A 21,668-nucleotide genomic window follows, 5' to 3' on the forward strand; every position below is an offset into this window, starting at 1 on the left:
CTATTGCAGGTCGCGGATGCGGCGCGCCAGGCTCTTGGGGCCGGCCTTCTTGCCCTTTCCCGTGTCCGCTTTTTCGGCTGCCTCAAGAATGGAATGGATCGGCGATTCCGGCCCTTCCTTTTCAGCGGTCGCCGCTACCATGCGGGCGGCAAGTGCGGCCATTTCTTCGCGAAGGACTGCGTTCTCGCGCTTGATTTCAGCTAATTCCGGGCCGTCGCTCGCGCCAGCATTCCGGCGGCTATAACGCTCGATTTTTTCCTGTGCGTCCGAAAGTTCGGAAATCAGCTTCTCGAGTTTCTGCTGCAACTCGCTATTGCGCCGCTTTTCACTTTTCAGCTCCGTCTGCGCCGAGGTCAATTGGGTGGAAACTTCGTTGTAACGGGCTGCGGCTTCCTTGCGATCTCGACGCATTTCGGTCATCTCATTTGTCAGACGGCTATATTCCGTCTCGCTTCCACTTATCTCGATACGCAATGTATCGGCCAGCCCCTCAAGCGCGGTGTAATGGCTTTGCATCCGTTCCAGTTCAGCCTGGAGGATTTGTGCCTTTTCCAGTGCTGTATCGCGCGCGTGCTCGGCTTCTTTCGTCACCCGCTCGTGTTCTGCCAGCTGTTTCTCGATATCAGCCTGACTTGCCTCAAGCAACGGAATGCGTTTCAGCTCTTCATATTGCCGGGCAAGCAACACCTTCTGTTCGGCATTCTTCTGGCGTTCGAGCTTCAGCAACTGCTCCTGCCGGCTGACCGCAACGGCATATTCCGCGCGCAGCCCGTCGCGGTCAGCGCGAATCTCGGCAAGGGTGATGGGCAGTTCCGCCTGAACCTGCCGCCGCGCCAGAAAGAAGGCGCGCCGCCAGACCGAAGGGCCGAGCAGAACCACGACGAAAACCGTCACAAGCACCCCGAATATGAAAAAGAGAGCGGACTGGATCACGGTTTCAAATGGGCCCGAGCGGTTTCAGACAAGCATTTACTATTCATAATGCGCAGCCGACCGTCTTTCCAGCCAGCAAAACAATCACCGGCTGAAAGGACACGGATCGGCAACCGGATTCTAGAACGGATTCCAGGTCGGAGCGGCAGACAGTTTCAGATAACCGATATTGACGCCCAGCCTCGCGCCCACACCCGTGCGGATCGGCACAAGCATGATGTTTTCGCGTTTCAGGACGTTGAAGCCGACACCGGCGACGACATAGGCGGAACCCGCTACACCGGCGTAACGGCCGTAAAGATTCTGGATGTCGTCCAGATTATAAACGAGCATCATCACGCGGGAACCCTGGCCGCCGAAATCCCAGCCAAGCGAGGGGCCTTGCCAGTAGGTCTTATGGTCGCCCGCGTTCTTGGTATAGAGTGTGCCTTCGCCATAGGTCAGGCCGCCGATGAAGGCGCCGGAACCTTCCTCGCCAAGAATATAGCCGTTGGGCAGACCAAAGCTCTGGAACGCCTTCTCGACCGCACTTGCGATTCCACCCGAAGCTGACCCGAAGAACCTGTGACCAGATTCGACGATTTCATCGGCAGTGTATGTGTTCTGCGCCCTGGCCTGATTTGGCAGGGCGATGAAAGAAACAAACAGCGCCGCAAAAAACGCAACGAAGCACGCCGCATTGCGGAACCTGATTTGCGACAGGGATTGTGTGGCCATGTAAAATTCCTTTTGGCTCTCCGCTCCTCTGTCTGACGGCCCTGTTAAAAAGCCAGACCACGTCTCTTACGGACATTTTGGTCGAATCGCGCCTATTTTAGACCCGAATTTATTGTCCAAACCTTTAAGCACCGAAATTGACTTTACCAAGGCATGAGATTTCCAGCTTTCCTCCGGAGGGTATGCCCGGTCGAGGGATCAAAAAGCGAGCTTTGTTGCGGCAGTCCGATGGCGCGTGTATCCAGTTAAATCGACATTCAGGGCGATTCGCCCCTCTTCATGCAGCGCGCAAACTCTGGCTTTGCGGGCTGTCTCGTTAACCGATAACGATCCCGTTATCCGACCCGCTCGGAGACCGGGATCAGTCCGCGTTCCGGAGAAAACGCCATGCCAATGCCCGTTACCCTTTCCGCGCTCGATCTCGGTGCGCTTCTGTGCAGCCGGATCTGTCATGACATTATTTCGCCGGTCGGCGCGATCAATAACGGTCTGGAACTGCTTGAAGAAGGCGGAGCCGACGAAGATGCAATGGCGCTCATCAAGTCGAGCGCCCGCAACGCCTCCGCCCGGCTTCAGTTCGCGCGCATCGCTTTCGGCGCGGCAGGCTCGGCTGGCGTACAGATCGACACCGGCGACGCGCAGAATGTTGCCACCGAATATTTCAAGAATGAAAAGCCGGAATTCACCTGGGAAGGCACCCGCGTCCTTCTGCCGAAGAACAAGGTCAAGCTGCTTTTGAACATGCTGCTGATCGGCAACGCGGCCATCCCGCGCGGCGGCTCGCTGGCCGTGCGCCTTGAAGGCGGCGACACCGAACCGCGCTTCGTCGTCACCGTGAAGGGCCGCATGCTGCGCGTTCCGCCGAAGTTCCTCGAACTTCACTCCGGTGCTGCCCCTGAAGAGCCGATCGACGCCCATTCCGTCCAGCCTTATTATACGCTTCTGCTGGCCGAAGAGGCCGGCATGAAGATTTCCATCCACGCGACTGCGGAAGACATCGTATTCTCTGCTGAATAAGCGCGCCTGAGCGCGGGACCCACCCGCGCTCACACTGGCAACTGTCATCACATATCCACAAGGGGAACTGAATGGCGAATGAACCAATGGCAGCTTATTGCCTGCTGGTGGATGACTCCTCTGTCATCCGCAAGGTCGCCCGCCGCATCCTTTCCGAAACCATCGCAGAATTTGCTGAAGCCTCGACAGGCCGGGAAGCGCTCGAAGCCTGTTTTTCACGCATGCCCGACGTCGTTCTGCTCGACTACGACCTGCCGGACATGACGGCGCTGGACGTCGTGACCGAACTGCGCGCCATGCCGGGCGGCGACCAGCCGCGCATCATCCTTTGTCTTTATGAACTCGACGTCACCCGCATCATGCGGGCGAAGCGCGCAGGCGCCAACGGCTATATTCTCAAGCCATTTGACCGCGCCTATCTCACGGAGCAGTTCGCAGGCGTTCTGTCCGCCTGAAATCGGCTGCAAGGTCCAAAAAGCAAAAGCTCCGCCGAAGCGGAGCTCAGATTGATTACAAACCCCTCGATTTTTGGCGACAGTCAAAAATGAGGGGTTTTGATTCCGATTTGTTCACGTTTTGAATCTGAGACGTTCCGTGAATCTGAGGCCATTTTGACCCTACCGGAGGTTTGTCAGCAGCCTGAGCTCCGCCGAAGCGGAGCTTTTTACATTTAAGATCACGAAGCCGGTCAGGCGCTTTCGCGCATCTCCGCATCCGGCTCACGCAGCACATAACCGCGACCCCAGACCGTTTCGATATAGCTCTGGCTGCCGGAAACGGCGTCGAGCTTCTTGCGCAGCTTGCAGATGAAGACGTCGATGATCTTCAGCTCTGGCTCGTCCATGCCACCATAAAGATGGTTGAGGAACATTTCCTTGGTGAGCGTCGTGCCCTTGCGGAGCGAAAGAAGCTCCAACATCTGGTATTCCTTGCCGGTCAGGTGAACGCGCTGGCCAGCGACTTCCACCGTCTTCGCGTCCAGGTTGACCACGAGATCGCCCGTCGTGATGACCGATTGTGCATGTCCCTTAGAACGGCGCACGATCGCATGGATACGTGCGATCAGCTCGTCCTTGTGGAAAGGCTTGGTCATGTAGTCGTCAGCGCCGAAGCCGAGACCGCGAACCTTGTCCTCAATGCCGGCCATGCCGGAAAGGATAAGGATCGGCGTCTTCACCTTGGACAAACGCAAGGTGCGAAGAACTTCATAGCCCGACATATCCGGCAAGTTCAGATCCAGCAGGATGATGTCGTAATCATATAGCTTGCCGAGATCGATGCCTTCTTCGCCCAGATCGGTCGTGTAGACATTGAAACTCTCGGACTTGAGCATCAGCTCGATGCTCTGTGCGATAGCACTGTCGTCTTCAATCAAAAGGACGCGCATCTCTTATCCCCTTTCCGCAGCCGACCCGATGTCCCTCACGGCAGCACACGGAACTATCGTTGCCTTTGCATGAAGGTGCCAGCAAATGGTTAACAAAATATGATTCTGCTTGGCAAGCATATTTGTGTCCTGTTTAGAAAATTCTCTTACGAGCCTGAATCATAAAGACATTCTCTTCCTCACGACTCTAAAGCATCGCATTAAGAATCCCCGCTAACCGATTCATCCGACTCTAGCTTTTGCCTGTTGCCGAAAAACCACACGAGGTTTACCGAGCCTTAAGTCCTAACGCGTATGATTAACTTCGCCGGTAAAGGAATGGTTACCAAACGAGCGAATTCTTAACTTTTTGTTTCGCTTATGGAGCCATTTCGGAAGAACGGCTGCGATGAGTTCCCCTTCAGGGGCCTGAATTCGCAAGGAGATTCGGGGGTGAACCGGGTGCGTTTTGCTCGTTCACACCTGTTAATAAAGTCGGGGGGAACGCCCCAACACATGAAAGCTGGTTGGTGTTCAAGGAGTATTGCGTATGAAGCCACGTGAAAGCCTCGTCAGGCTGAAACTGTTCCAGGTGAAGGAAAAACGCCGTCAACTGGGCCAGCTCGACCTGATGATCGGCGAGTTCGAACGGATGGCCGGAGAACTCGACGCCCAGATTCTATCGGAAGAGAAAAAAGCTGGCATCACTGACATTAATCATTTCGCTTATCCCACCTTTGCCAAGGCGGCACGCCAGCGCCGCGACAACCTCTTCGTATCGATTCGCGACCTGATGTCCCAGAAGGAAGCCGCCGAAGCAGAATTGTCGGCGGCGGAAACCGAACTGACGAAAGCCGAAGCGCTTGAAGAACGCGACGGCGGCAAGGCTCCGAGGGACGCGATCGAGCGTCCGGTCAACCAGCGCCGCGCGATGATCGGCTGATCGACGTGATCATTGCGAAATCCAAGACGCTGCTTCTTTTAAGAGCAGCGTCTTGACGTTTGCTGCAAGATGGCTCGTTTTCCGCAGTATATTGATATTTAAAAATCAATGTTTCTTGAATAAAATCGGATTTGCATAGCTCTCTCGCCGGATGTAGTGAGAAAGGGCAATGCAGAAAACTCCCCCATCCGGGCCGAGTTCGGCCCTCAGTAAATTCAGCGTCAGGACCTTGCCAAGACCGGCCCAGTGGGGCCTGCTGGTTGTATTTTCCGTTATCCTGATCTTTGCGGGCGAAAAGCTGCAATTGCCGGCCGCCATGCTTTTGGGCGCGATGCTTGGCGCAATCCTGATGGCTGCGGGCGAAAGCACGTTGCGGGTGCACCGTTGGCTGTCTTTGGCGGCACAGGGCGTCGTCGGCTGCCTCATCGCCCGTTCGATCACGGCGGAATTCTTCACCAGCATGGGACAGCACCTGCCCGTTATCCTGCTATCCGTCGGCTATGTGCTTTTTGCCAGCACCTTCATCGGATATCTGCTCGCGCGATTTCGCATTCTACCCGGAACAACCGCCATATGGGGGGCGTCGCCGGGCGCCGCTACCGCAATGACGCTGATGGCGGAATCCCATGGAGCGGATGCGCGCCTCGTCGCCTTCATGCAATATCTGCGCGTGGTGCTGGTTGCGACAGCCGCTTCGCTGGTCCTGCGTCTCAGTACAGGCGTGGAAACCGTTGTGCCTGCCGAAATCATATGGTTTCCACCCGCCGATTGGTCCACCCTTGGCCCGACACTGCTTCTGATCGTCATCGGCTCGTTCCTTGGCGAAGTGCTCCGCATCCCGACCGGCGCCATGCTCGTGCCGCTCGTATTGGGCGCCTTGCTCCAGGACACCGGGCTCATCACCATCGACCTGCCACCGTGGCTGCTCGCGCTCAGCTATCTGCTTATCGGCTGGCGCATCGGCCTCGGCTTCTCGCGCGCCATCATCGCCCACGCGGCGCGGGCGTTTCCGGCAGTACTGACATCCACGCTGCTGCTCATTGCCGTCTGCGGACTATTCGGCATGGCGCTCGGCCATGTGCTGGGTCTCGACCCGTTGACAGCCTATCTCGCTACCAGTCCCGGCGGTGCCGATACGGTCGCGATCATCGCAGCATCGAGCAATGTCGACCTGCCCTTCATCATCGCAATGCAGACAAGCCGCTTCTTCATCGTGCTGCTTGCAGGCCCAGCCATCGCCCGCTTCGTCGCCGCGCGCGTCGACAAGCGGATCATGAAGAAGAACCTTTAGCAGCCTGATTGCCGGAACCGGCGGGGCCGTGTTACGCTTCCGGCATGACACAGGTTTGCACCCATCTCATGTTTCAGGGCAGTGCAGGCGCGGCTCTGGAAACGTATCGCTCGATCTTTCCCGACTTTCTGATCGAGTCGATAAAAATCTATGATGAAGCGAGCGGCAGTCCCGGCAAGGTGCAAATTGCGCGCGTGACCTTCGCCGAACACCGGCTGATCGTGATCGACAGCCCCATCCCGCATCAGTTCGATTTCAATCCGTCCGTATCGCTGTTCGTCGATTTCCATGACGAAGAAAATTTGACCGGTGTTTTTGAGAAGCTTTCAGACGGCGGCGAAACGCTGATGCCGCTCGACAATTATGGCTTCAGCAAACTTTTCGCCTGGGTGAAGGACAAATACGGTGTTTCCTGGCAATTGAATTTACAGGCCTGACACAAAAAAAACCCGGCTTTCGCCGGGCTTTTCGTTAGACAGACAAGAAAGATCAATCCTTTTTGCCGTGGAAGCCACGGATGGCCCCGATGATCTTGTCCTGATCGGCTTCCGACAGATAGGGGTGCATCGGCAGGCTCAGAATGCGGTTCGGCAGGCTTTCCGAAACTGGAAGACCGCCCGGAGCAACCGCATAGTGCTTGTAGGCGGTCTGCAGGTGCAACGGCTTCACATAATAGATCACCGAAGGAATGCCTTCCGCCTGAAGATGCGCCTTCAGGCCGTCGCGATTTTCACTTTCGATGGAATATTGCGCCCATGCCGACCGATTGCCAGCCGGCAGAGCCGGAACCTTCACGACATCCTTGAGCGCCTCGTTGTAGCGCTTGGCGATGCGGTCTCGTGCTTCCATTTCGTCTTCAAGGATAGCCAGCTTTTCCAGAAGAACGGCGGCCTGAATCGTATCGAGGCGCGAATTGAGCCCGATACGAACGTTATCGTACTGGGTTTCACCTTTGCCGTGGAACAGGACCGAACGTAGCGTATCGGCTAGTTCGGCATCGTTGGTGAACATTGCGCCGCCGTCGCCATAGCAGCCGAGCGGCTTGGCGGGATAGAAGCTCGTCGCACCGACATGGCCGAAGGCGCCGCACATGACGTTATCGCGCTTGCCGCCGATCGACTGCGCAGCGTCTTCGATGACGAACAGGCCTTCACGGTCTGCGATGGCGCTGATGCGGTTATAGTCGGCTGCCAGGCCGAACAGGTCGACCGGAATAATCGCCTTTGGCTGCAAACGGCCTTCCTTGCGGATGGCGGCGATGGCGGCTTCGAGCTGCTCGACATTCAGATTGTAGCTTTGCGCATCCACATCAACGAATACAGGCTCAGCGCCGACAAGCGCGACAACTTCCGCCGTGGCCGCAAAGGTGAAGGACGGAACGAACACGGCGTCGCCCGGACCGATGCCGCGTGCCATTAGCGGCATCTGCAAGGCGTCGGTGCCATTGGCGCAGGCGATGACGTGTTCCACGCCCAGATATTCGCCCAGCTTCTTTTCAAACTCGGCCACTTCCGGTCCAAGAATATAACGGCCTTCCGCAACAACCTTGGAAATGGCGGCATTAAGACGGTCTTCGATACGCGCGCGCTGCGCTCCAAGATCAATAAATTGCATGTTGGCTCCATATATCTGACCCGCACAAGTGGATATGCGAATCCTCGGCAACCTGTTTATTCGCTTGCGCCCCGCCCCGCTACGGCCAGAGCGTTCAAAGTTTTGCGATTCCTGTAACACCGCTTGACGCAGATTACCGGCCCCGCACGCCTCACATTTTACTGCGGGTGCCTGACAGTACCTTCGGTGAGAATGCGCAGCACGCTGATTGCTTCCTTGCCGTCGGTGCGCGGATTTTCGCGCGTCTCGATGCAATGCATGAAATGCTGCAATTCGCGTGTCAGCGGCATGCCTTCCTCAACCGGGATATAGACTGGCTCCACGGATTTGAAAGACCACTGGTCGTTTTCCCGCCAGACTTCATGGCTGTAGAGCGCAAGCTTGCGATCCCACGGCTCGCCATCATCGAACACCGCCATGCCTTTCGTGCCCGTGACCGTCAGGCGACGTTCGCGATAGGCATTGAGACGCGAGGCAAACAGGTGTCCACGGATACCGCTTGGAAAATCGAGATGGAGATGGGCAATATCGGTGAGATGATCAAGCGTTGCGACACCCTCCCCGCGCACCGCGCTGGGTTCTTCCCCGGTGATGGCGAGGATCATCGACAGGTCGTGCGGCGCAAGATCCCACAAGGCGTCGAACGTGTTGTGGAACTTGCCGAATCCGACGCGATGCGAATGCACATAGCGGATATCGCCGAGCTCGCCGCTTTTCACCATGTCGAGAAGTTTCTCGAAAGCAGGATGGAAACGCAGCACATGGCCGACCATGAACACGCGGCCATTTTCGCGGGCGGCTTCCACTTCGGCTTCAGCAGCCGGAATGTCGAGTGCAATCGGCTTTTCGACCAGAACGTCCTTGCCGTTCTTCACTGCCTGGATGGCGTATTGTGAATGAAACTGCGCCGGCAGCGCCAGAACGATGCCGTCAATATCCGGACGTGCGAACAATTCATTGACGGGAACACTGGGAACACCGAACTCGGTCGCGAAGCGCTCCGCCTGTTCTGCTCTTGAATCCGAGACCGCCTGAAGGGCACCGAGGCTCTTCAAGGTACGAATGTGATTGCCGCCCCAATAGCCGCAACCCAAAACCGCAATACGAGGTGCCATAAAATTATGCCTTTGCTGATGCCACGTTCCTTATCGGTGCAAATGATAGAAAACAAGACGAAACCTGTGCGAAGAGTGCTTGACAGCTTTTCATTCCGCACATATACCGCCGCCATTCCTTGCAGGAACAATGATTTGTCCCACCGGAAACGGCGATCATGAAGTTGTCTCTGTAAAGCGACGCGTGGCGGAGTAGCTCAGTAGGTTAGAGCAGAGGAATCATAATCCTTGTGTCGGGGGTTCGAATCCCTCCTCCGCTACCATCATATTCCCCCTCCTGAAATTTAGGTCGTATCCATAAGCAGGCATTTGAGGATCGTTCACGCTTGTCCGTTGACGATCAAACCCGTGCCCAACCCCGCGCGACGGCTTTGCCGACGGGAAGTTGGTGATCATGCGGCAACACTTCACTGGATTGTGGCCAGCGCAGCGACTATATCCGCGCCAGAACCCGTTTCCGGCCAAGACATTAAAACACGCGATCATGACCGTTCTCATCAATCAGCCGCACCCGTCCATCGACCCTGCGTCAATCGAAAGGCTCGTGGCTACTTTCTACGGACGCGCGCGGGAAGATACCGTCATTGGGCCGATTTTTGCCAAAGCGGTCGACGATTGGGATCACCACATCGCACAGATCGCCGCGTTCTGGTCGTCGGTTATCCTCAAGACCGGCAATTATGAAGGCCGCCCCATGGCCCCGCATTTGAAACTTGGGCTGAAGAACCAACATTTCGACCGCTGGCTCGATCTTTTTGAACAGACCGCACGCGAAATCTTTCCGCCGGAAGCTGCCATCATTTTCGTCGACAGGGCACGGCGCATTGCCGACAGCTTTGAAATGGCAATCGCCACCAATACAGGACAGATCTCCGCTCCGCGGCATTCGCGACGCCCTCTTTAACCAAGAGAACACGCAACTCTTGCGGGCAATACCATATATCTTGTCATCGAATATTTAACTATATAAGCACGTCTGTAGAAAAGGCGGACTGCAATGTCGCCGCGTCAACAGAAAATAAAGGCTTGCGGGAGCAGAAAAAGCCAGACGTACATTGGTGTGTTTGCGATGTTTCTAACGTCCGCAACATATCACTTGCATAGAGAGACGGAATTTCGAACAGTTGCCGCAGCTTTTTTGGAAGCTTGAGAGATCGTGCCGCCGCATCAACCAGCACGCGAATCTTTGGCTCGGGCGCATAAGCAGGGAGTTAAATTATGAATGAATCCATTCGCGAACTTTTGGCCAAGGTCGGCGGTCTGCCGGTACCGGTGACAGACATTGCCGACGATGCCGATCTTTACAGCGCAGGCCTATCCTCTTTTGCATCGGTTCAGCTCATGCTCGGACTGGAAGACAAGTTCGATATCGAATTTCCGGACCAGTATCTCAACCGCAAGTCTTTCGCGAGCATCAAGGCCATTGAACAGACCGTCGCCCAGATACTCAAGGATAAAGAGGCCGCATAATGAATGCCGGAGCGGGGAACAGTCTTTTGGAGCGCGCAGGCCGCGTAGCGGCCATAGCGGGTAAATTTTCCGATAGCGTCGATAAGGAAGGCCGCTTCCCGCGCGAAGCAATCGATGCGATGAAAGCTGAAAATTTGCTTGGCATTCAGGTGCCGAGCCAACTCGGCGGAGAAAGCGCGGAGATTGACCAGATTGCGGAACTGTGCTGCATTCTCGGCCAGTCCTGCGCGTCGAGCGCCATGATCTTCGCCATGCATCACATCAAGCTTTCAAGCTTGGTGGAACACGGCCAGGCGATCGAATGGCACCGGGATTTCATGCGCAAGGTCGCGAAGGATCAGCTGCTGCTGGCCTCCGCCACCACCGAAGGCGGCATTGGCGGCGATCTGCGCAATTCGATCTGCGCTATCGAAGTAGAAGGCGACAAGTGTCGCTTGGAAAAAAACGCCACGGTCATCTCCTATGGCACCCATGCGGATGCAATTCTGATCACATCGCGCTCCCATAAGGACGCCGCATCATCCGATCAGGTGATGACGGTGTTTACGAAAGACCAGTACACGCTTGAAAAGACGCATGATTGGGACACGCTCGGCATGCGCGGAACCTGCTCGGAAGGGTTTGTGTTCCGTGGCGAGGCCGATAAGGTGCAGATCCTGCCGCATCCTTTCGCGGAAATCGCAGCGCAGTCCATGCTGGCCCAGTCGCATACGCTATGGAGCTCGCTGTGGTATGGCATCGCCGTCGATGCGGTCAACCGGGCGCAGGCCTTTGTACGCGCCGCCGCAAAGCGCAATCCCGGCGCACCGCAGCCGGGCGCTCTGCGCGTTGCCGAAGCATCCAACATGCTGCAGATGCTCAAATCCGAAATCGTCGCCTGCCTCAAAACCTATCGTGAAGCGAAACACGATCCCGACAAGCTCGCCTCGATGGGCTTTGCGATTGCAATGAACAATCTCAAGATTGCCGCTTCACAGACGATCCTCCAGATCATCAATCACGCCATGCTGGTTTGCGGCATCATGGGCTACAAGAACGGTACGCCTTTCAGTCTCGGACGCCATCTGCGCGACGCGCATTCGGCGCAGCTGATGATTTCAAACGAGCGCATCCTCGGCAATACGGCCACCATGCTGCTCATCCACAAACAGAACACCAGCCTTTTGGGATAACCGACATGGATGCTCAGAGATCATTCCTCGACCGGCTTTTCGATTCCGGTCTGCTGATCGACACCGGCGTGGAAGGTCTTTACGGACGCTCCGGCCAGTTCGAAGATGTCATCCAGGCATTTGAACGCCTAATTGACCGTACCGGAGGCAATGACGGCGCCGAAGCGATCCGCTTCCCGCCCGGCATGAACCGCGCTTTCTTTGAAAAAAGCGGCTACATGAAAAGCTTCCCGCAGTTGGCCGGCACCGTGCACAGCTTCTGCGGCTGCGAGCTTGACCATATCAACCTGATCAAATGCATGGATGAAGGCAAGGACTGGACGCTGGAGCAGAAGGCAACGGACATCGTTCTGACGCCAGCCGCCTGTTATCCGCTCTATCCGACCGTCGCCAAGCGCGGACCGCTGCCGCAGGGCGGCGGGCTTTACGATCTGCAATCCTATTGCTTCCGCCACGAACCATCGGTCGACCCTGCCCGCCAGCAGTTGTTCCGCATGCGCGAATATGTCCGCATGGGCACGGAAGCCGATGTAATGGCGTTCCGCCAGCTCTGGATCGACCGTGGCACGGAAATGATGAAGAGGGTCGGATTGCCGGTCGAAATCGACGTCGCCAACGACCCGTTCTTTGGACGCGCGGGCAAGATGCTGGTCAACAATCAGCGCGACCAGAACCTGAAATTCGAACTGCTGATCCCGATCACCAGCGTCGAAAAGCCGACCGCCTGCATGAGCTTCAACTATCATCAGGATCAGTTTGGCGTGAAGTGGGGCCTCTCGCTTGATGACGGTTCTGTGGCGCACACCGCCTGCGTCGGGTTCGGGCTGGAACGCATCGCGCTGGCGCTCTTCCATCATCACGGTCTGGATGTTGATATCTGGCCGGAAAACGTACGCAAGGAATTGTGGGGCTGATCGCGCTCATGCAGGCTGTCTTTCCGAACATCGCGCCCGACCGTTACACGCCGCACGCTTTGCATGCCCAGACGCGTATCTGGCCGGAAACCAACTGCTATGTCGATCTGTGGATCGAAGTGTTGGCGACCTTGGGCGTCGCCCCGGAAGCCATGCTCTGTTTCACGCTGACGCAGGATTTCGAGGGCGACCAGTTCACCTTCTTCAAGGTGCCGCTGGAAGACCTCGAAGCCCTTTATGGCGTGCGGGCAACAGAGCTTGCAATTTTCGACCGCGTGGAAAGCCATGTCGCCGAGCAGATCGCACGCGGACGGCTGTGCATGGTCGAAATGGATAGCTACTTCATGCCGGATACGCATGGCGTCAGCTATCGCACCGAACATGGCAAGACCACCATCGCCATCAACCGCATGGATGTTGAAAATCGCCAGCTCGATTATTTCCACAATGGCGGTTTCTATCATCTGGCGGGCGAGGATTTCGACGGCGTTTTCCAGCGTCATCTGACGGAAACCGACCTGCCCTTCCTGCCCTATACGGAATTCGCCAAGTTTCCGAAGCATGTGCCGGATGAAGCGCATCAACGACGCGTCGCTGAAATTCTTCTGCCGCGCCATTTTGCGCGCAGACCGAAGGAAAACCCGATCCGCGCCTTTGCGAGTGTGTTCCCTGCTCAGGTGGAAGCAATCGCGGAACGCCCATTCGGCTTCTTCCATAAATATGCATTCAACACGCTGCGCCAGCTCGGCGCCAATTTTGAGCTGGCCGCCAGCCATCTTGAGTGGCTCGGACAAGGCAAGCGCTTTGCAACGGCCTCCGCAGATGCCTTGCAAATCGCGGAAATGGCAAAGGCGGTTCAGTTCCAGCTTGCCCGTGCCGTCATGCGCAAGAAGTTCGACGCGTTGGCCGGAACGCTTCAAGCGGCAGCAGATGCCTGGGATCGGCTGATGGCAGCGCTTGCAACGGAACTCGGTCGCGATGCCGCTTGAAATCAATCCGACGAGCCGCCCGCTCTCGACCGGGTGGCGGCTTGTTCTCACCGGCCCGGATGCGGCGCAAACGCCGCATCATGTCAAGTCCGATGACAGCATCAATGATGCTCCCGTGCCCGGAACGGTCGCGGAAGCTCTGGAGGGTGCCGGACGTTTCAACCGAAAAAACCCCGCGCCCCTCGACAACCAGGACGCCTGGTATTTCCTCGATCTTGAGGAAACGCCCGGTCCCGCCACGCTCCATTTTGGCGGGCTTGCCACGATATGCGACATCTTTTTCAACGGCGAATTGCTGCTGCAAACGGACAGCATGTTTCTCAGCCAAGATCTACCCGTTACGCTGACCGGCAAGGACGAACTTGCGCTCTGTTTTCGGGCACTCGCGCCCCGTCTCAATCAGAAAGGCCCGCGTGCTCGCTGGCGCACGCAGCTGATGAATACGCAAGGTTTGCGTCTCGTACGCACGACCGCGCTTGGCTATATGCCGGGCTGGTGTCCGGAAGTTCATGCCGTAGGGCCATGGCGTCCAGTTACTATCAGCCGTACCGATGCTGAAACCATATCCGGTATCGCAATTCGGGCAAGACTGAGCGAAACAGGCGATGGCGAACTCGAAGCCAGTTTCAGCTATAGCGGCAAGGCCGAAATACTCACCCTCCATTGCGCAGGGCAACAGGCCACTTGCGAACAGCAGAACGGCGATCAGTGGACAGCGAGACTGACGCTTTCCAATATCGAACCATGGTGGCCACACACCCACGGCAATCCGACGCTTCATGATGTTGAACTTTCTCTCGACGAGGTAACCCGATCGTTGGGACGCACCGGCTTTCGCCGGATCGAAGTCGATCGGGGGCCGGACGGCAAGGGTTTTGCACTCAGGATCAATGGCGAGAAAATCTTCTGTCGCGGTGCAGTATGGAGTTCAGCCGATATCGTTCGCCTTCCCGGTACCCGCCGCGACTACGAACCATGGCTGAAGCTCGCGCAGGAAGCGAGCATGAACATGCTGCGATTGAGCGGCATTACCGCCTATGAAACACCCGATTTCTACGCACTTTGCGACGAACTGGGCGTCATGGTCTGGCAGGACTTCATGTTCGCCAACTTTGATTACCCGGTGAAGGACGAGGCATTTGTCAGGAATGTGCAGGCCGAAGCGCGTCAGCTTCTCGCCGCCGTGCGCCATGCGCCATCGCTGACCGTCCTTTGCGGTGGCAGCGAAATCTATCAGCAAGGCGCGATGGTGGGCTTGCCGGAAGCGACCTGGAAAGGACCGCTGACCGAGGAAATCCTGCCCGCTATCGCAAACGAACTTTGCCCGTATATCCCCTATGTGCCGAACTCGCCCTGCGGCGGCGCCCTTCCCTTCATCAGCAATGAAGGTGTCAGCCATTACTACGGCGTGAGTGCCTATTGCCGCCCGCTGGAAGATGCGCGACGGGCAGACGTGCGATTTGCGACCGAATGCCTCGCCTTCTCCAACGTGCCCGAAGCACGCACGCTGAAAACCCATCTCGATGTGCCGCCTGTTCATGATCCGCGCTGGAAAGCACGCGTGCCACGTGATCGCGGCGTGTCCTGGGATTTCGAGGATGTGCGCGACGCCTATCTGGAGATGTTATACGGTTACGATCCGGCGCGGCTGCGACGCGAGGATGCGGAACAATATCTCCACCTTTCCCGCGCCGTCACGGCGGAAGTAATGGAAGCGACCTTTGCCGAATGGAGGCGTCCGGGAAGCACCTGCTTCGGCGGGCTTGTCTGGATGTTCCAAGACCTTCTGCCCGGAGCCGGGTGGGGCATGATCGATGCGACCGGCGAGCCCAAAGCCTCGTGGCACGGCCTCAAGCGCGCCTTCCGTCCGCAACAGCTCGCCTTGACCGACGAAGGCGTCAACGGCCTTGCGATTCATGTTCTGAACGAACAGGCGGAATCCGCTGACTTTTCGCTTAAACTAGCGTGTCTGCGTGCTGGTTCGCAGCCAGTGGTTTCGGCCCGTCGTGAAATTTCGATTGGCGGTCGTTCAGCGATCACCATCCCCGCAACTGACCTGTTCGGCGCATTCTTCGATATCACCTACGCCTATCGCTTCGGCCCTCCGGCGCATGACGTGACGGTGGCGCGATTGAAACGTAATGATATTACTATCGCCGAAGCCTTTCACTTTCCGCTCGGACGGACAAAGGCCTTTCATGACGCCGCTGTCGAAGCCGTCATTGTGGAAGAGAACGGCAACTGGTTCCTTGATCTCACAGCGCCGGTTCTGGCTCAATCCGTCAGCATCGATGCGGGCGATTGGCGCGCAGCGGAGAACTGGTTTCACCTTGCGCCCAACGCGACGAAACGCGTGGCCCTCATCCCGCGTCATGAAACGCCACAGAAGCCAACAGGCGAAATCCGCATCGCCGGGTCGTCACGGATCGTCTGGTTCTAATTCCGCAAGGCGAGCGAGCGGATGGCATCGATATAGATTTCGCGTGAATGCTCCGGCGTCAGATTGTGGTCGGCATCGGGAACAATGGCTACCGACACATTGTCGAAGCCTTGCACGCCGGTGCCAGCCTGATCGAAATAGAAATTGAAATGTTCGCGCCCGGTGTCCTTTTCAGCATAGACCAGCGCCAGCGGTACCTCGCGCTGTTTCAATTCGCCGAAGGCTGAATAAACCGCCCTCCCTTCTGGCGAGCGGCTGCGCAGAAGCTTGCGTGCCAGCCCGCGAACACGCCCGACAACCCCGCGCGCAAGGTTGCGCAGGATGGCGCGGATATCCAGTTCACCGCGAAACAGACGCAGGAATGTTTCGATTCGGAGTGCGCGACTGCCATAATCCTCCAGCGTGCGATTGCCTTCACGAACGGCATCGTCAACCGAACGTCCCGGTGCCCAGTAAAACGTAACCGGATTGACCAGAACCGCGCCGGAAATCCGCTCATCCTTGACGGCACAGTGGAACCCCAGAAACGCGCCGCTGCATCGTCCGGCCACGATAGGGCGGCCCCAGCCAAGAGCGTCGAGATAATCAAGGGCTTCGGCAACATCGGCCTCCGGACCATGGGTGTAAAGCACCTGTTCCGGCATGCCCGGATTGGGTGGGCTATCGCCAGCATTGGCAATATCGAAGCGCAGGGATGCTATCCCTTCCCGCGCAAGCTTGCGTGCCATATCGACGGTGGTACGGCCCCACCCGATCCGCCGGTCATAGGATGATGACAGGAACATGACCGTCCTGCCCTGACGCTGGCCCAAAGGCGCGCAGAGAACGCCGGAAAGACGATTGCCCGAGCCGAAAGAAACGGGCGTCTCGACAAAGTCATCGCCCGTCAGCGTACCGCCCAAAGCGCTTTCGTCCGGCCTGTTTTGTGCTGGCCTGGAGCCAGCAAGACCGGCCACCCAATCGACGAGCCGGTCCGCGACCTCCAGCGGCAGGCGCGAGATGACCGGATTGGAAATCAGCTTATCGTAATCGGGGAATGCCTCAACCGTCACGTCGCTGCCAAGCTTTTCCAACTGGGACGCCAGTTCGGTATCGTTCGAGCGATCTGTTCGCGCGAGCAGAAGACATTGCGGTGCAGGCGCCACTTCCAATGACAGAAGATTGATCTTCTTCACATCGGCAGCCACCTCCGGCTGCATTGTCAACGACGCGATGGAAACGCTGTTCTTGATCCTTTGCTCGTCCGTCAGTCCCAGATCGGCATCGACCATGCTCGACCAGACGGCGAGTTCCCGCGTGTAGAACCGTCCGGAAATAACCGGAGCCAGGAGCGCCAACGCCGCAACGCCCTCTATCTGTGAAGCGGTTTCGGCGGCAACGGCTGCTCCGAGGCTTTGCCCGATGATAACGATACGGCTCGCCCCCGACACGGCGCGTGCTTTCCGCGCGGCCTCGACCAGCGTAACGCGCCAGAGGTCCATGCCCTTTGAAAAATCGATGTCGTCGCGGCTGTCGCCGGTCCCCGGCCAGTCAAAACGGAAGGAGCCTATGCCCCGCGCCGAAAGCCTGTCAGCGATGATGCGCCAGAACTTTCGCGTCGTGCAGAGTTCCTCAAGCCCCCAGGGACTCGCAAACAGGACGACCGTATCGAGAGCTTGCCCCGCGGGCCGCTCATAAAGCCCGAGCGTATCGCAGAAAACGACAGGGCTGGCGGCAGGCCGCATGATATTTGCCGATTGCCCGAAGGATGTCGTGTTTTCCACCCTGTCATCCATGCCCGATGCATCCCTAATCACAGAAGTACCATCCTGCAATAATGGAAATCGTGCACAGCACCAAGGATTTATCGCAACGTTTGCGAAAGCGTAGCCCTGCCGCACATCAGGCGTGGCAGGGCAACAGTCGGAAGATTAGGCCGCTGGCTTGGTCTTTTCGCCTTCCAGCAGCTTCTCGTGGCGCAGCAGCATCCCGTAGAGATCACGCGGCTCGTCGGGGTCGGCCAGCAGATCCAACTGCTCGTAGAGGCCGGTATCCTTCAGCTTGTCGCGCACATAACGCAGAGCCGAAAAATCTTCCGTGGCGAAACCAACGGAATCGAACAGCGTGATCTGGCGAGCGTCCTTGCGGCCGGTGATCTTGCCGGTGATGACTTCCCAAAGCTCATTGACCGGATAATCTTCCGGCAATTGCTGGATTTCACCTTCGATGCGGGTCTGCGGCGGATATTCGACAAAAATGTCGGAACGGCGCAGAATATCGCCGTGCAGTTCCGTCTTGCCGGGGCAATCGCCGCCGACCGCGTTGATGTGCACACCGGCGCCGACCATATTGTCGGTGAGGATCGTCGCATTGGCCTTATCGGCGGTGACGGTGGTGATGATATCAGCGCCTTCCACTGCTTCTTCAACCGTCTTGCAGGCAACGATGTCGAAACCGGCACCTCGCAGGTTGCGAATGCACTTGGCGGTCGCTTCCGGGTCGAGATCGTAAAGACGCAGCTTATCTACACCCAGGATCGCCTTGAACGCCAGCGCTTGAAATTCGCTCTGCGCGCCATTGCCGATAATCGCCATCGTGCGGGCATTCTTCGGGGCCAGATGTTTTGCGGCAACCGCCGAAGTTGCTGCGGTGCGCAGCGCGGTCAGGATCGTCATTTCGGTCAAAAGCATCGGATAGCCGCTGCCCACATCGGCCAGAACGCCGAAAGCCGTAACCGTCTGAAGCCCCTCACGCGTGTTTTTCGGGTGGCCGTTTACATATTTGAAGCCGTAGAGCGTACCATCGCTCGTCGGCATCAACTCAATCACGCCTTCCTTCGAGTGCGATGCCACACGTGGCGTCTTGTCGAAATTTTCCCAGCGGCGGAAGTCTTCTTCAACATAATCGGCGAGCTCCTTGAGGAAGGTCTCGACGCCGACGGAAAGCACCAGCTTCATCATGTGATCGACACTGACGAAGGGGACGATATTGAGGTTCGGTTGGGTCATCATTGCTCCTTGAGCATTTGGCAGCCAGACGCGCTGCATCAGTAACTGATGGTCGGACGATCCATGACGCTGCGGCCAAGCAGGCTCGCCATCAGGTCCACCATGACGGTGGCGGTTCGTCCGCGCTCATCGAGAAAAGGGTTGAGTTCCACCAGATCGAGGCTCGTCACCAGCCCGCTGTCGTGCAGCATTTCCATGATGAGATGGGCTTCACGGAAGGTTGCGCCGCCCGGTACCGTGGTGCCGACGGCAGGCGCGATGGACGGGTCGAGGAAATCGACATCGAGGCTGACATGAAGAAGTCCGTCTTCGGCTTTCACGCGCTCAAGGAAGCGGCGCAACAGGGCGGCAACGCCGTGCTCGTCAATCAGGCGCATATCATAGACGGCAACCTCGGTCTTCTTGATTGCTTCCCGTTCCGCGGGATCGACGCTGCGAATGCCGAGCATGCAGACATTTTTTGGATCGACCGGCGCGGCGAGCTTGGGGAAATAGCCTTCAAAGCCCTTCTGGCCGGTATAGTAAGCGACAGGCGTGCCATGCAGATTGCCGCTGGTCGTCGTTTCCAGCGTGTGGAAATCCGTGTGGGCATCGAGCCACAGCACGAATTGCTTGCGTCCCTTTTCTGCGGCACGACGCGCAATGCCCGGAACGGTGCCGGCAGCCAGAAGATGGTCGCCACCGAGGAAGATCGGGAAACCGTCCGCGCTTTCGCGATAGGCGGCTTCGCTGATTGCCTCGATCCAGGCAACGGCATGAGGCAGAGCCTTGATTGCAGGGTTGGGATGCTCCAGCGGACGTTGCGCAGCCGGTGCGAGATTGCCGAGATCGGTAAACTCGTGGCCGAGTTCTTCGATAGCCGAGGCGACGCCTGCGGCACGGTAGGAATCCGGGCCCATATTGCAGCCCACGCGGCCAGTACCTTCCTGAACGGGCAGTCCCAGAATCTTGCAATGCATAAATTGGAATCCTTCTCAATATCCAGACCAAGATTCACCATTTACGCTTGGCGATGTGAAGCAACCGGATTGGCAATTTTATCGGTTTGGTTTATCAGAATGTCGGTTTGGCTTTTCAAAATGGAGAAAGCATGGACGATCTGGATGAAAAGCTCATTACGCTTTTGCGCCACAATGGGCGACGCAGCATTTCGGATATTGCTATCGATCTCGGCGTTTCCCGCGCGACAGTGCGCTCACGCATGGAGCGTCTCGAACAGTCCGGAGACATTATCGGCTATACGGTGATCCTGCGCTCGGACGCCGTGGATCTGCCGGTGCGCGGCATCATGATGATCGAAATCGAAGGCCATGTGGCCGATCGTGTCGTCAAGGCGCTTGGCGGTTTTTCAGAAATATCGGCAATCCACACCACCAATGGCCGCTTCGATCTTGTGGTGGAGCTGGGCGCTGCCACGCTCACCGATTTCGACGCCGTCCTGCGCCGCATCAGGCTGGTGCCGGGCATCAAGGCCAGCGAAACCAATCTGCTGCTGGCAACGCCACGCTCGACACGGGCAAGGCTTTGATTACAAAACCCGGCATTGGTGCCGGGTTTTGTATTTCATGATCAGGCAAGCGCGGAGTAGTCTGTATACCCCTTGGCGCCACCGCCATACATGTGCTGCTGGTCGAGTTCGTTCAGCGGTGCGTTGTCCTTCAGGCGACGCACAAGGTCCGGATTGGCAATGAAGGGCTTGCCGAAAGCCACGACGTCCGCGCGGCCGCTTTCGACCTCCTTTTCAGCAAGCGCACGGTCATAGCCATTATTGACCATCCATGCAGCCTTGCCGCCCGCATCGCGATAGATCTGTTTGAGACGCGCATAGTCAAACGGCTGCGGCCCCTGCTGGAAATCACGTGGACCGCCGGTCGCACCTTCGATGATGTGGATATAAGCCAGCCCGTAACCCGCCAGTTTCTCGACCACATAATCGAACAGCGGCTGCGGATCAGGATCAGAAGCGTCATTGGCTGGCGTGACCGGCGAAAGGCGAATACCAACCTTTCCGGCACCGACCGCCTTCGTCACCGCATCGACGACTTCCAGCAGGAAGCGGGCGCGGTTTTCAATCGAGCCGCCATATTCATCGGTGCGGTGGTTGCTGCCCGAACGCAGGAATTGATCGATCAGGTAGCCGTTTGCGGCATGGATTTCCACACCATCGAAACCTGCCACTTCAACCGCGTCCTTGGCCGCCTTGCCGTAGGTGGCGACGATTTCCGGCAGTTCGCTCTTGTTGAGGGCGCGCGGTTCCGAGGTCGGCGCGAAGCTGCCCGTGCCATCAGGCTGAACCAGATAGGTCTTCGACTTTGCCGTGATCGCGGAAGGCGCGACCGGCTGGCCTCCATTCGGCTGCAGCGAAGTGTGCGAAATGCGGCCCACATGCCACATCTGCACCACGATCTTGCCGCCCGCCGCATGAACGGCATCCGTCACACGCTTCCAGCCAGCGAGCTGTTCAGCGGAATAAAGACCCGGCACATCGGCATAGCCCTGTCCCTGATGACTGATTGGCGTTGCCTCAGTGATGATGAGGCCGGCACTTGCGCGCTGTTCGTAATAGGTGACGTTCAGATCATTGGGCACGGCGCGCGGGGAACGATTGCGCGTCAGCGGTGCCATGACGATGCGGTTTGCGAGCTTGAGATCGCCTACGGTAACAGGATCGAACAATGAGGCCATGGATACATTTCCTTC

The 21,668-nt window shown here is 57.5% G+C and carries 21 protein-coding genes and 1 tRNA gene; 13 read left to right on the forward strand and 9 right to left on the reverse strand.

Annotated features, from left to right (window positions below; translation table 11 throughout):
- Together F9K78_RS01625 and F9K78_RS01630 are read right to left on the reverse strand one after the other, a co-directional pair.
- Entirely contained in the window at positions 1–909 is a 909-nt protein-coding gene (locus tag F9K78_RS01625; protein ID WP_176023084.1) for a coiled-coil domain-containing protein, read from the reverse strand.
- Between the two features lie 144 nt (positions 910–1,053).
- Entirely contained in the window at positions 1,054–1,650 is a 597-nt protein-coding gene (locus F9K78_RS01630; protein ID WP_121982409.1) for a DUF1134 domain-containing protein, read from the reverse strand.
- 387 nt (positions 1,651–2,037) lie between these two features.
- Between F9K78_RS01630 and chpT the strand changes: the two genes are divergently transcribed.
- Complete coding sequence (chpT, locus tag F9K78_RS01635; RefSeq protein ID WP_121982408.1) at positions 2,038–2,667, forward strand: histidine phosphotransferase ChpT; 630 nt, start codon at positions 2,038–2,040, stop codon at positions 2,665–2,667.
- A 71-nt stretch (positions 2,668–2,738) separates the two neighbouring features.
- On the forward strand, positions 2,739–3,122 hold the full coding sequence (locus F9K78_RS01640) for a response regulator (RefSeq protein WP_121982407.1): 384 nt from the start codon (positions 2,739–2,741) through the stop codon (positions 3,120–3,122).
- 233 nt (positions 3,123–3,355) lie between these two features.
- On the opposite strand, the gene ctrA is transcribed toward F9K78_RS01640, so the two are convergent.
- Entirely contained in the window at positions 3,356–4,054 is a 699-nt protein-coding gene (gene ctrA, locus F9K78_RS01645; protein ID WP_006467396.1) for a response regulator transcription factor CtrA, read from the reverse strand.
- A gap of 529 nt (positions 4,055–4,583) precedes the next feature.
- Between ctrA and F9K78_RS01650 the strand changes: the two genes are divergently transcribed.
- From F9K78_RS01650 to F9K78_RS01660, 3 genes are all read left to right on the forward strand, one after another.
- A complete protein-coding gene (locus F9K78_RS01650; protein ID WP_121985936.1) occupies positions 4,584–4,976 on the forward strand; it encodes a flagellar export protein FliJ in 393 nt (130 codons plus the stop codon).
- 169 nt (positions 4,977–5,145) lie between these two features.
- On the forward strand, positions 5,146–6,267 hold the full coding sequence (locus F9K78_RS01655; protein WP_121985935.1) for an AbrB family transcriptional regulator: 1,122 nt from the start codon (positions 5,146–5,148) through the stop codon (positions 6,265–6,267).
- Positions 6,268–6,311: 44 nt separating this feature from the next.
- Positions 6,312–6,704 carry a VOC family protein gene (locus F9K78_RS01660; protein WP_121982404.1) on the forward strand — a complete coding sequence of 131 codons (393 nt, stop codon included), beginning with the start codon at positions 6,312–6,314 and terminating at the stop codon, positions 6,702–6,704.
- Positions 6,705–6,756: 52 nt separating this feature from the next.
- Here the strand turns inward: F9K78_RS01660 and F9K78_RS01665 are convergent, their stop codons facing one another.
- Both F9K78_RS01665 and F9K78_RS01670 read right to left on the reverse strand, forming a co-directional pair.
- Positions 6,757–7,881 (reverse strand): DegT/DnrJ/EryC1/StrS family aminotransferase, encoded by a 1,125-nt coding sequence (locus F9K78_RS01665; RefSeq protein ID WP_121985934.1) that lies wholly within the window; start codon positions 7,879–7,881, stop codon positions 6,757–6,759.
- Positions 7,882–8,039: 158 nt separating this feature from the next.
- Positions 8,040–8,996, reverse strand: coding sequence for a Gfo/Idh/MocA family protein (locus F9K78_RS01670; RefSeq protein WP_121985933.1), 957 nt, complete (start codon positions 8,994–8,996; stop codon positions 8,040–8,042).
- A gap of 186 nt (positions 8,997–9,182) precedes the next feature.
- Here F9K78_RS01670 and F9K78_RS01680 point away from each other — a divergent pair.
- The 7 genes from F9K78_RS01680 (at position 9,183) to F9K78_RS01710 (ending at position 15,981) form a co-directional block, all read left to right on the forward strand.
- Positions 9,183–9,259: transfer RNA gene (locus tag F9K78_RS01680), tRNA-Met, on the forward strand.
- A 221-nt stretch (positions 9,260–9,480) separates the two neighbouring features.
- Positions 9,481–9,900 (forward strand): group III truncated hemoglobin, encoded by a 420-nt coding sequence (locus F9K78_RS01685; protein ID WP_121986036.1) that lies wholly within the window; start codon positions 9,481–9,483, stop codon positions 9,898–9,900.
- A gap of 314 nt (positions 9,901–10,214) precedes the next feature.
- Positions 10,215–10,466 (forward strand): acyl carrier protein, encoded by a 252-nt coding sequence (locus F9K78_RS01690; protein WP_121983953.1) that lies wholly within the window; start codon positions 10,215–10,217, stop codon positions 10,464–10,466.
- On the forward strand, positions 10,466–11,638 hold the full coding sequence (locus F9K78_RS01695; RefSeq protein WP_151682033.1) for an acyl-CoA dehydrogenase family protein: 1,173 nt from the start codon (positions 10,466–10,468) through the stop codon (positions 11,636–11,638). Before F9K78_RS01690 ends, F9K78_RS01695 begins: the two co-directional genes overlap by 1 nt.
- Positions 11,639–11,643: 5 nt before the next feature.
- A complete protein-coding gene (locus F9K78_RS01700; protein WP_121983951.1) occupies positions 11,644–12,552 on the forward strand; it encodes an amino acid--[acyl-carrier-protein] ligase in 909 nt (302 codons plus the stop codon).
- Between the two features lie 8 nt (positions 12,553–12,560).
- Positions 12,561–13,541 (forward strand): DUF1839 family protein, encoded by a 981-nt coding sequence (locus F9K78_RS01705; RefSeq protein ID WP_121986035.1) that lies wholly within the window; start codon positions 12,561–12,563, stop codon positions 13,539–13,541.
- Positions 13,531–15,981: a glycoside hydrolase family 2 protein gene (locus tag F9K78_RS01710; protein WP_151682034.1), complete on the forward strand. Its 2,451-nt coding sequence runs from the start codon at positions 13,531–13,533 to the stop codon at positions 15,979–15,981. Before F9K78_RS01705 ends, F9K78_RS01710 begins: the two co-directional genes overlap by 11 nt.
- Here the strand turns inward: F9K78_RS01710 and F9K78_RS01715 are convergent.
- From F9K78_RS01715 to rocF, 3 genes are all read right to left on the reverse strand, one after another.
- A complete protein-coding gene (locus F9K78_RS01715) occupies positions 15,978–17,756 on the reverse strand; it encodes an alpha/beta hydrolase (RefSeq protein ID WP_121985920.1) in 1,779 nt (592 codons plus the stop codon). The genes F9K78_RS01710 and F9K78_RS01715 overlap by 4 nt on opposite strands.
- Positions 17,757–17,891: 135 nt before the next feature.
- The gene (locus tag F9K78_RS01720; protein WP_121986034.1) at positions 17,892–18,968 is read right to left on the reverse strand and encodes an ornithine cyclodeaminase; all 1,077 of its coding nucleotides are present in this window, start codon (positions 18,966–18,968) and stop codon (positions 17,892–17,894) included.
- A 38-nt stretch (positions 18,969–19,006) separates the two neighbouring features.
- Positions 19,007–19,927, reverse strand: coding sequence for an arginase (rocF, locus tag F9K78_RS01725; protein WP_121985919.1), 921 nt, complete (start codon positions 19,925–19,927; stop codon positions 19,007–19,009).
- Between the two features lie 131 nt (positions 19,928–20,058).
- Between rocF and F9K78_RS01730 the strand changes: the two genes are divergently transcribed.
- A complete protein-coding gene (locus F9K78_RS01730) occupies positions 20,059–20,496 on the forward strand; it encodes an Lrp/AsnC family transcriptional regulator (protein ID WP_121983946.1) in 438 nt (145 codons plus the stop codon).
- Positions 20,497–20,537: 41 nt separating this feature from the next.
- Here the strand turns inward: F9K78_RS01730 and F9K78_RS01735 are convergent, their stop codons facing one another.
- The gene (locus tag F9K78_RS01735) at positions 20,538–21,653 is read right to left on the reverse strand and encodes an alkene reductase (RefSeq protein ID WP_151682035.1); all 1,116 of its coding nucleotides are present in this window, start codon (positions 21,651–21,653) and stop codon (positions 20,538–20,540) included.
- Positions 21,654–21,668 lie beyond the last annotated feature (15 nt).

The organism is Brucella pseudintermedia (assembly GCF_008932435.1).
Classification (GTDB): domain Bacteria; phylum Pseudomonadota; class Alphaproteobacteria; order Rhizobiales; family Rhizobiaceae; genus Brucella; species Brucella pseudintermedia.

Bases quoted from the DNA above. Each gene is read 5' to 3' on its own strand.
- F9K78_RS01670 (WP_121985933.1), bottom strand. From the start codon at position 8,996: ATGGCACCTCGTATTGCGGTTTTGGGTTGCGGCTATTGGGGCGGCAAT.
- F9K78_RS01695 (WP_151682033.1), top strand. From the start codon at position 10,466: ATGAATGCCGGAGCGGGGAACAGTCTTTTGGAGCGCGCAGGCCGCGTA.
- chpT (WP_121982408.1), top strand. From the start codon at position 2,038: ATGCCAATGCCCGTTACCCTTTCCGCGCTCGATCTCGGTGCGCTTCTG.
- F9K78_RS01710 (WP_151682034.1), top strand. From the start codon at position 13,531: ATGCCGCTTGAAATCAATCCGACGAGCCGCCCGCTCTCGACCGGGTGG.
- F9K78_RS01660 (WP_121982404.1), top strand. From the start codon at position 6,312: ATGACACAGGTTTGCACCCATCTCATGTTTCAGGGCAGTGCAGGCGCG.
- F9K78_RS01685 (WP_121986036.1), top strand. From the start codon at position 9,481: ATGACCGTTCTCATCAATCAGCCGCACCCGTCCATCGACCCTGCGTCA.
- F9K78_RS01650 (WP_121985936.1), top strand. From the start codon at position 4,584: ATGAAGCCACGTGAAAGCCTCGTCAGGCTGAAACTGTTCCAGGTGAAG.
- F9K78_RS01690 (WP_121983953.1), top strand. From the start codon at position 10,215: ATGAATGAATCCATTCGCGAACTTTTGGCCAAGGTCGGCGGTCTGCCG.
- F9K78_RS01705 (WP_121986035.1), top strand. From the start codon at position 12,561: ATGCAGGCTGTCTTTCCGAACATCGCGCCCGACCGTTACACGCCGCAC.
- F9K78_RS01640 (WP_121982407.1), top strand. From the start codon at position 2,739: ATGGCGAATGAACCAATGGCAGCTTATTGCCTGCTGGTGGATGACTCC.
- F9K78_RS01700 (WP_121983951.1), top strand. From the start codon at position 11,644: ATGGATGCTCAGAGATCATTCCTCGACCGGCTTTTCGATTCCGGTCTG.
- F9K78_RS01665 (WP_121985934.1), bottom strand. From the start codon at position 7,881: ATGCAATTTATTGATCTTGGAGCGCAGCGCGCGCGTATCGAAGACCGT.
- F9K78_RS01735 (WP_151682035.1), bottom strand. From the start codon at position 21,653: ATGGCCTCATTGTTCGATCCTGTTACCGTAGGCGATCTCAAGCTCGCA.
- F9K78_RS01655 (WP_121985935.1), top strand. From the start codon at position 5,146: ATGCAGAAAACTCCCCCATCCGGGCCGAGTTCGGCCCTCAGTAAATTC.
- F9K78_RS01730 (WP_121983946.1), top strand. From the start codon at position 20,059: ATGGACGATCTGGATGAAAAGCTCATTACGCTTTTGCGCCACAATGGG.
- F9K78_RS01720 (WP_121986034.1), bottom strand. From the start codon at position 18,968: ATGACCCAACCGAACCTCAATATCGTCCCCTTCGTCAGTGTCGATCAC.
- F9K78_RS01715 (WP_121985920.1), bottom strand. From the start codon at position 17,756: ATGGATGACAGGGTGGAAAACACGACATCCTTCGGGCAATCGGCAAAT.
- rocF (WP_121985919.1), bottom strand. From the start codon at position 19,927: ATGCATTGCAAGATTCTGGGACTGCCCGTTCAGGAAGGTACTGGCCGC.
- ctrA (WP_006467396.1), bottom strand. From the start codon at position 4,054: ATGCGCGTCCTTTTGATTGAAGACGACAGTGCTATCGCACAGAGCATC.
- F9K78_RS01630 (WP_121982409.1), bottom strand. From the start codon at position 1,650: ATGGCCACACAATCCCTGTCGCAAATCAGGTTCCGCAATGCGGCGTGC.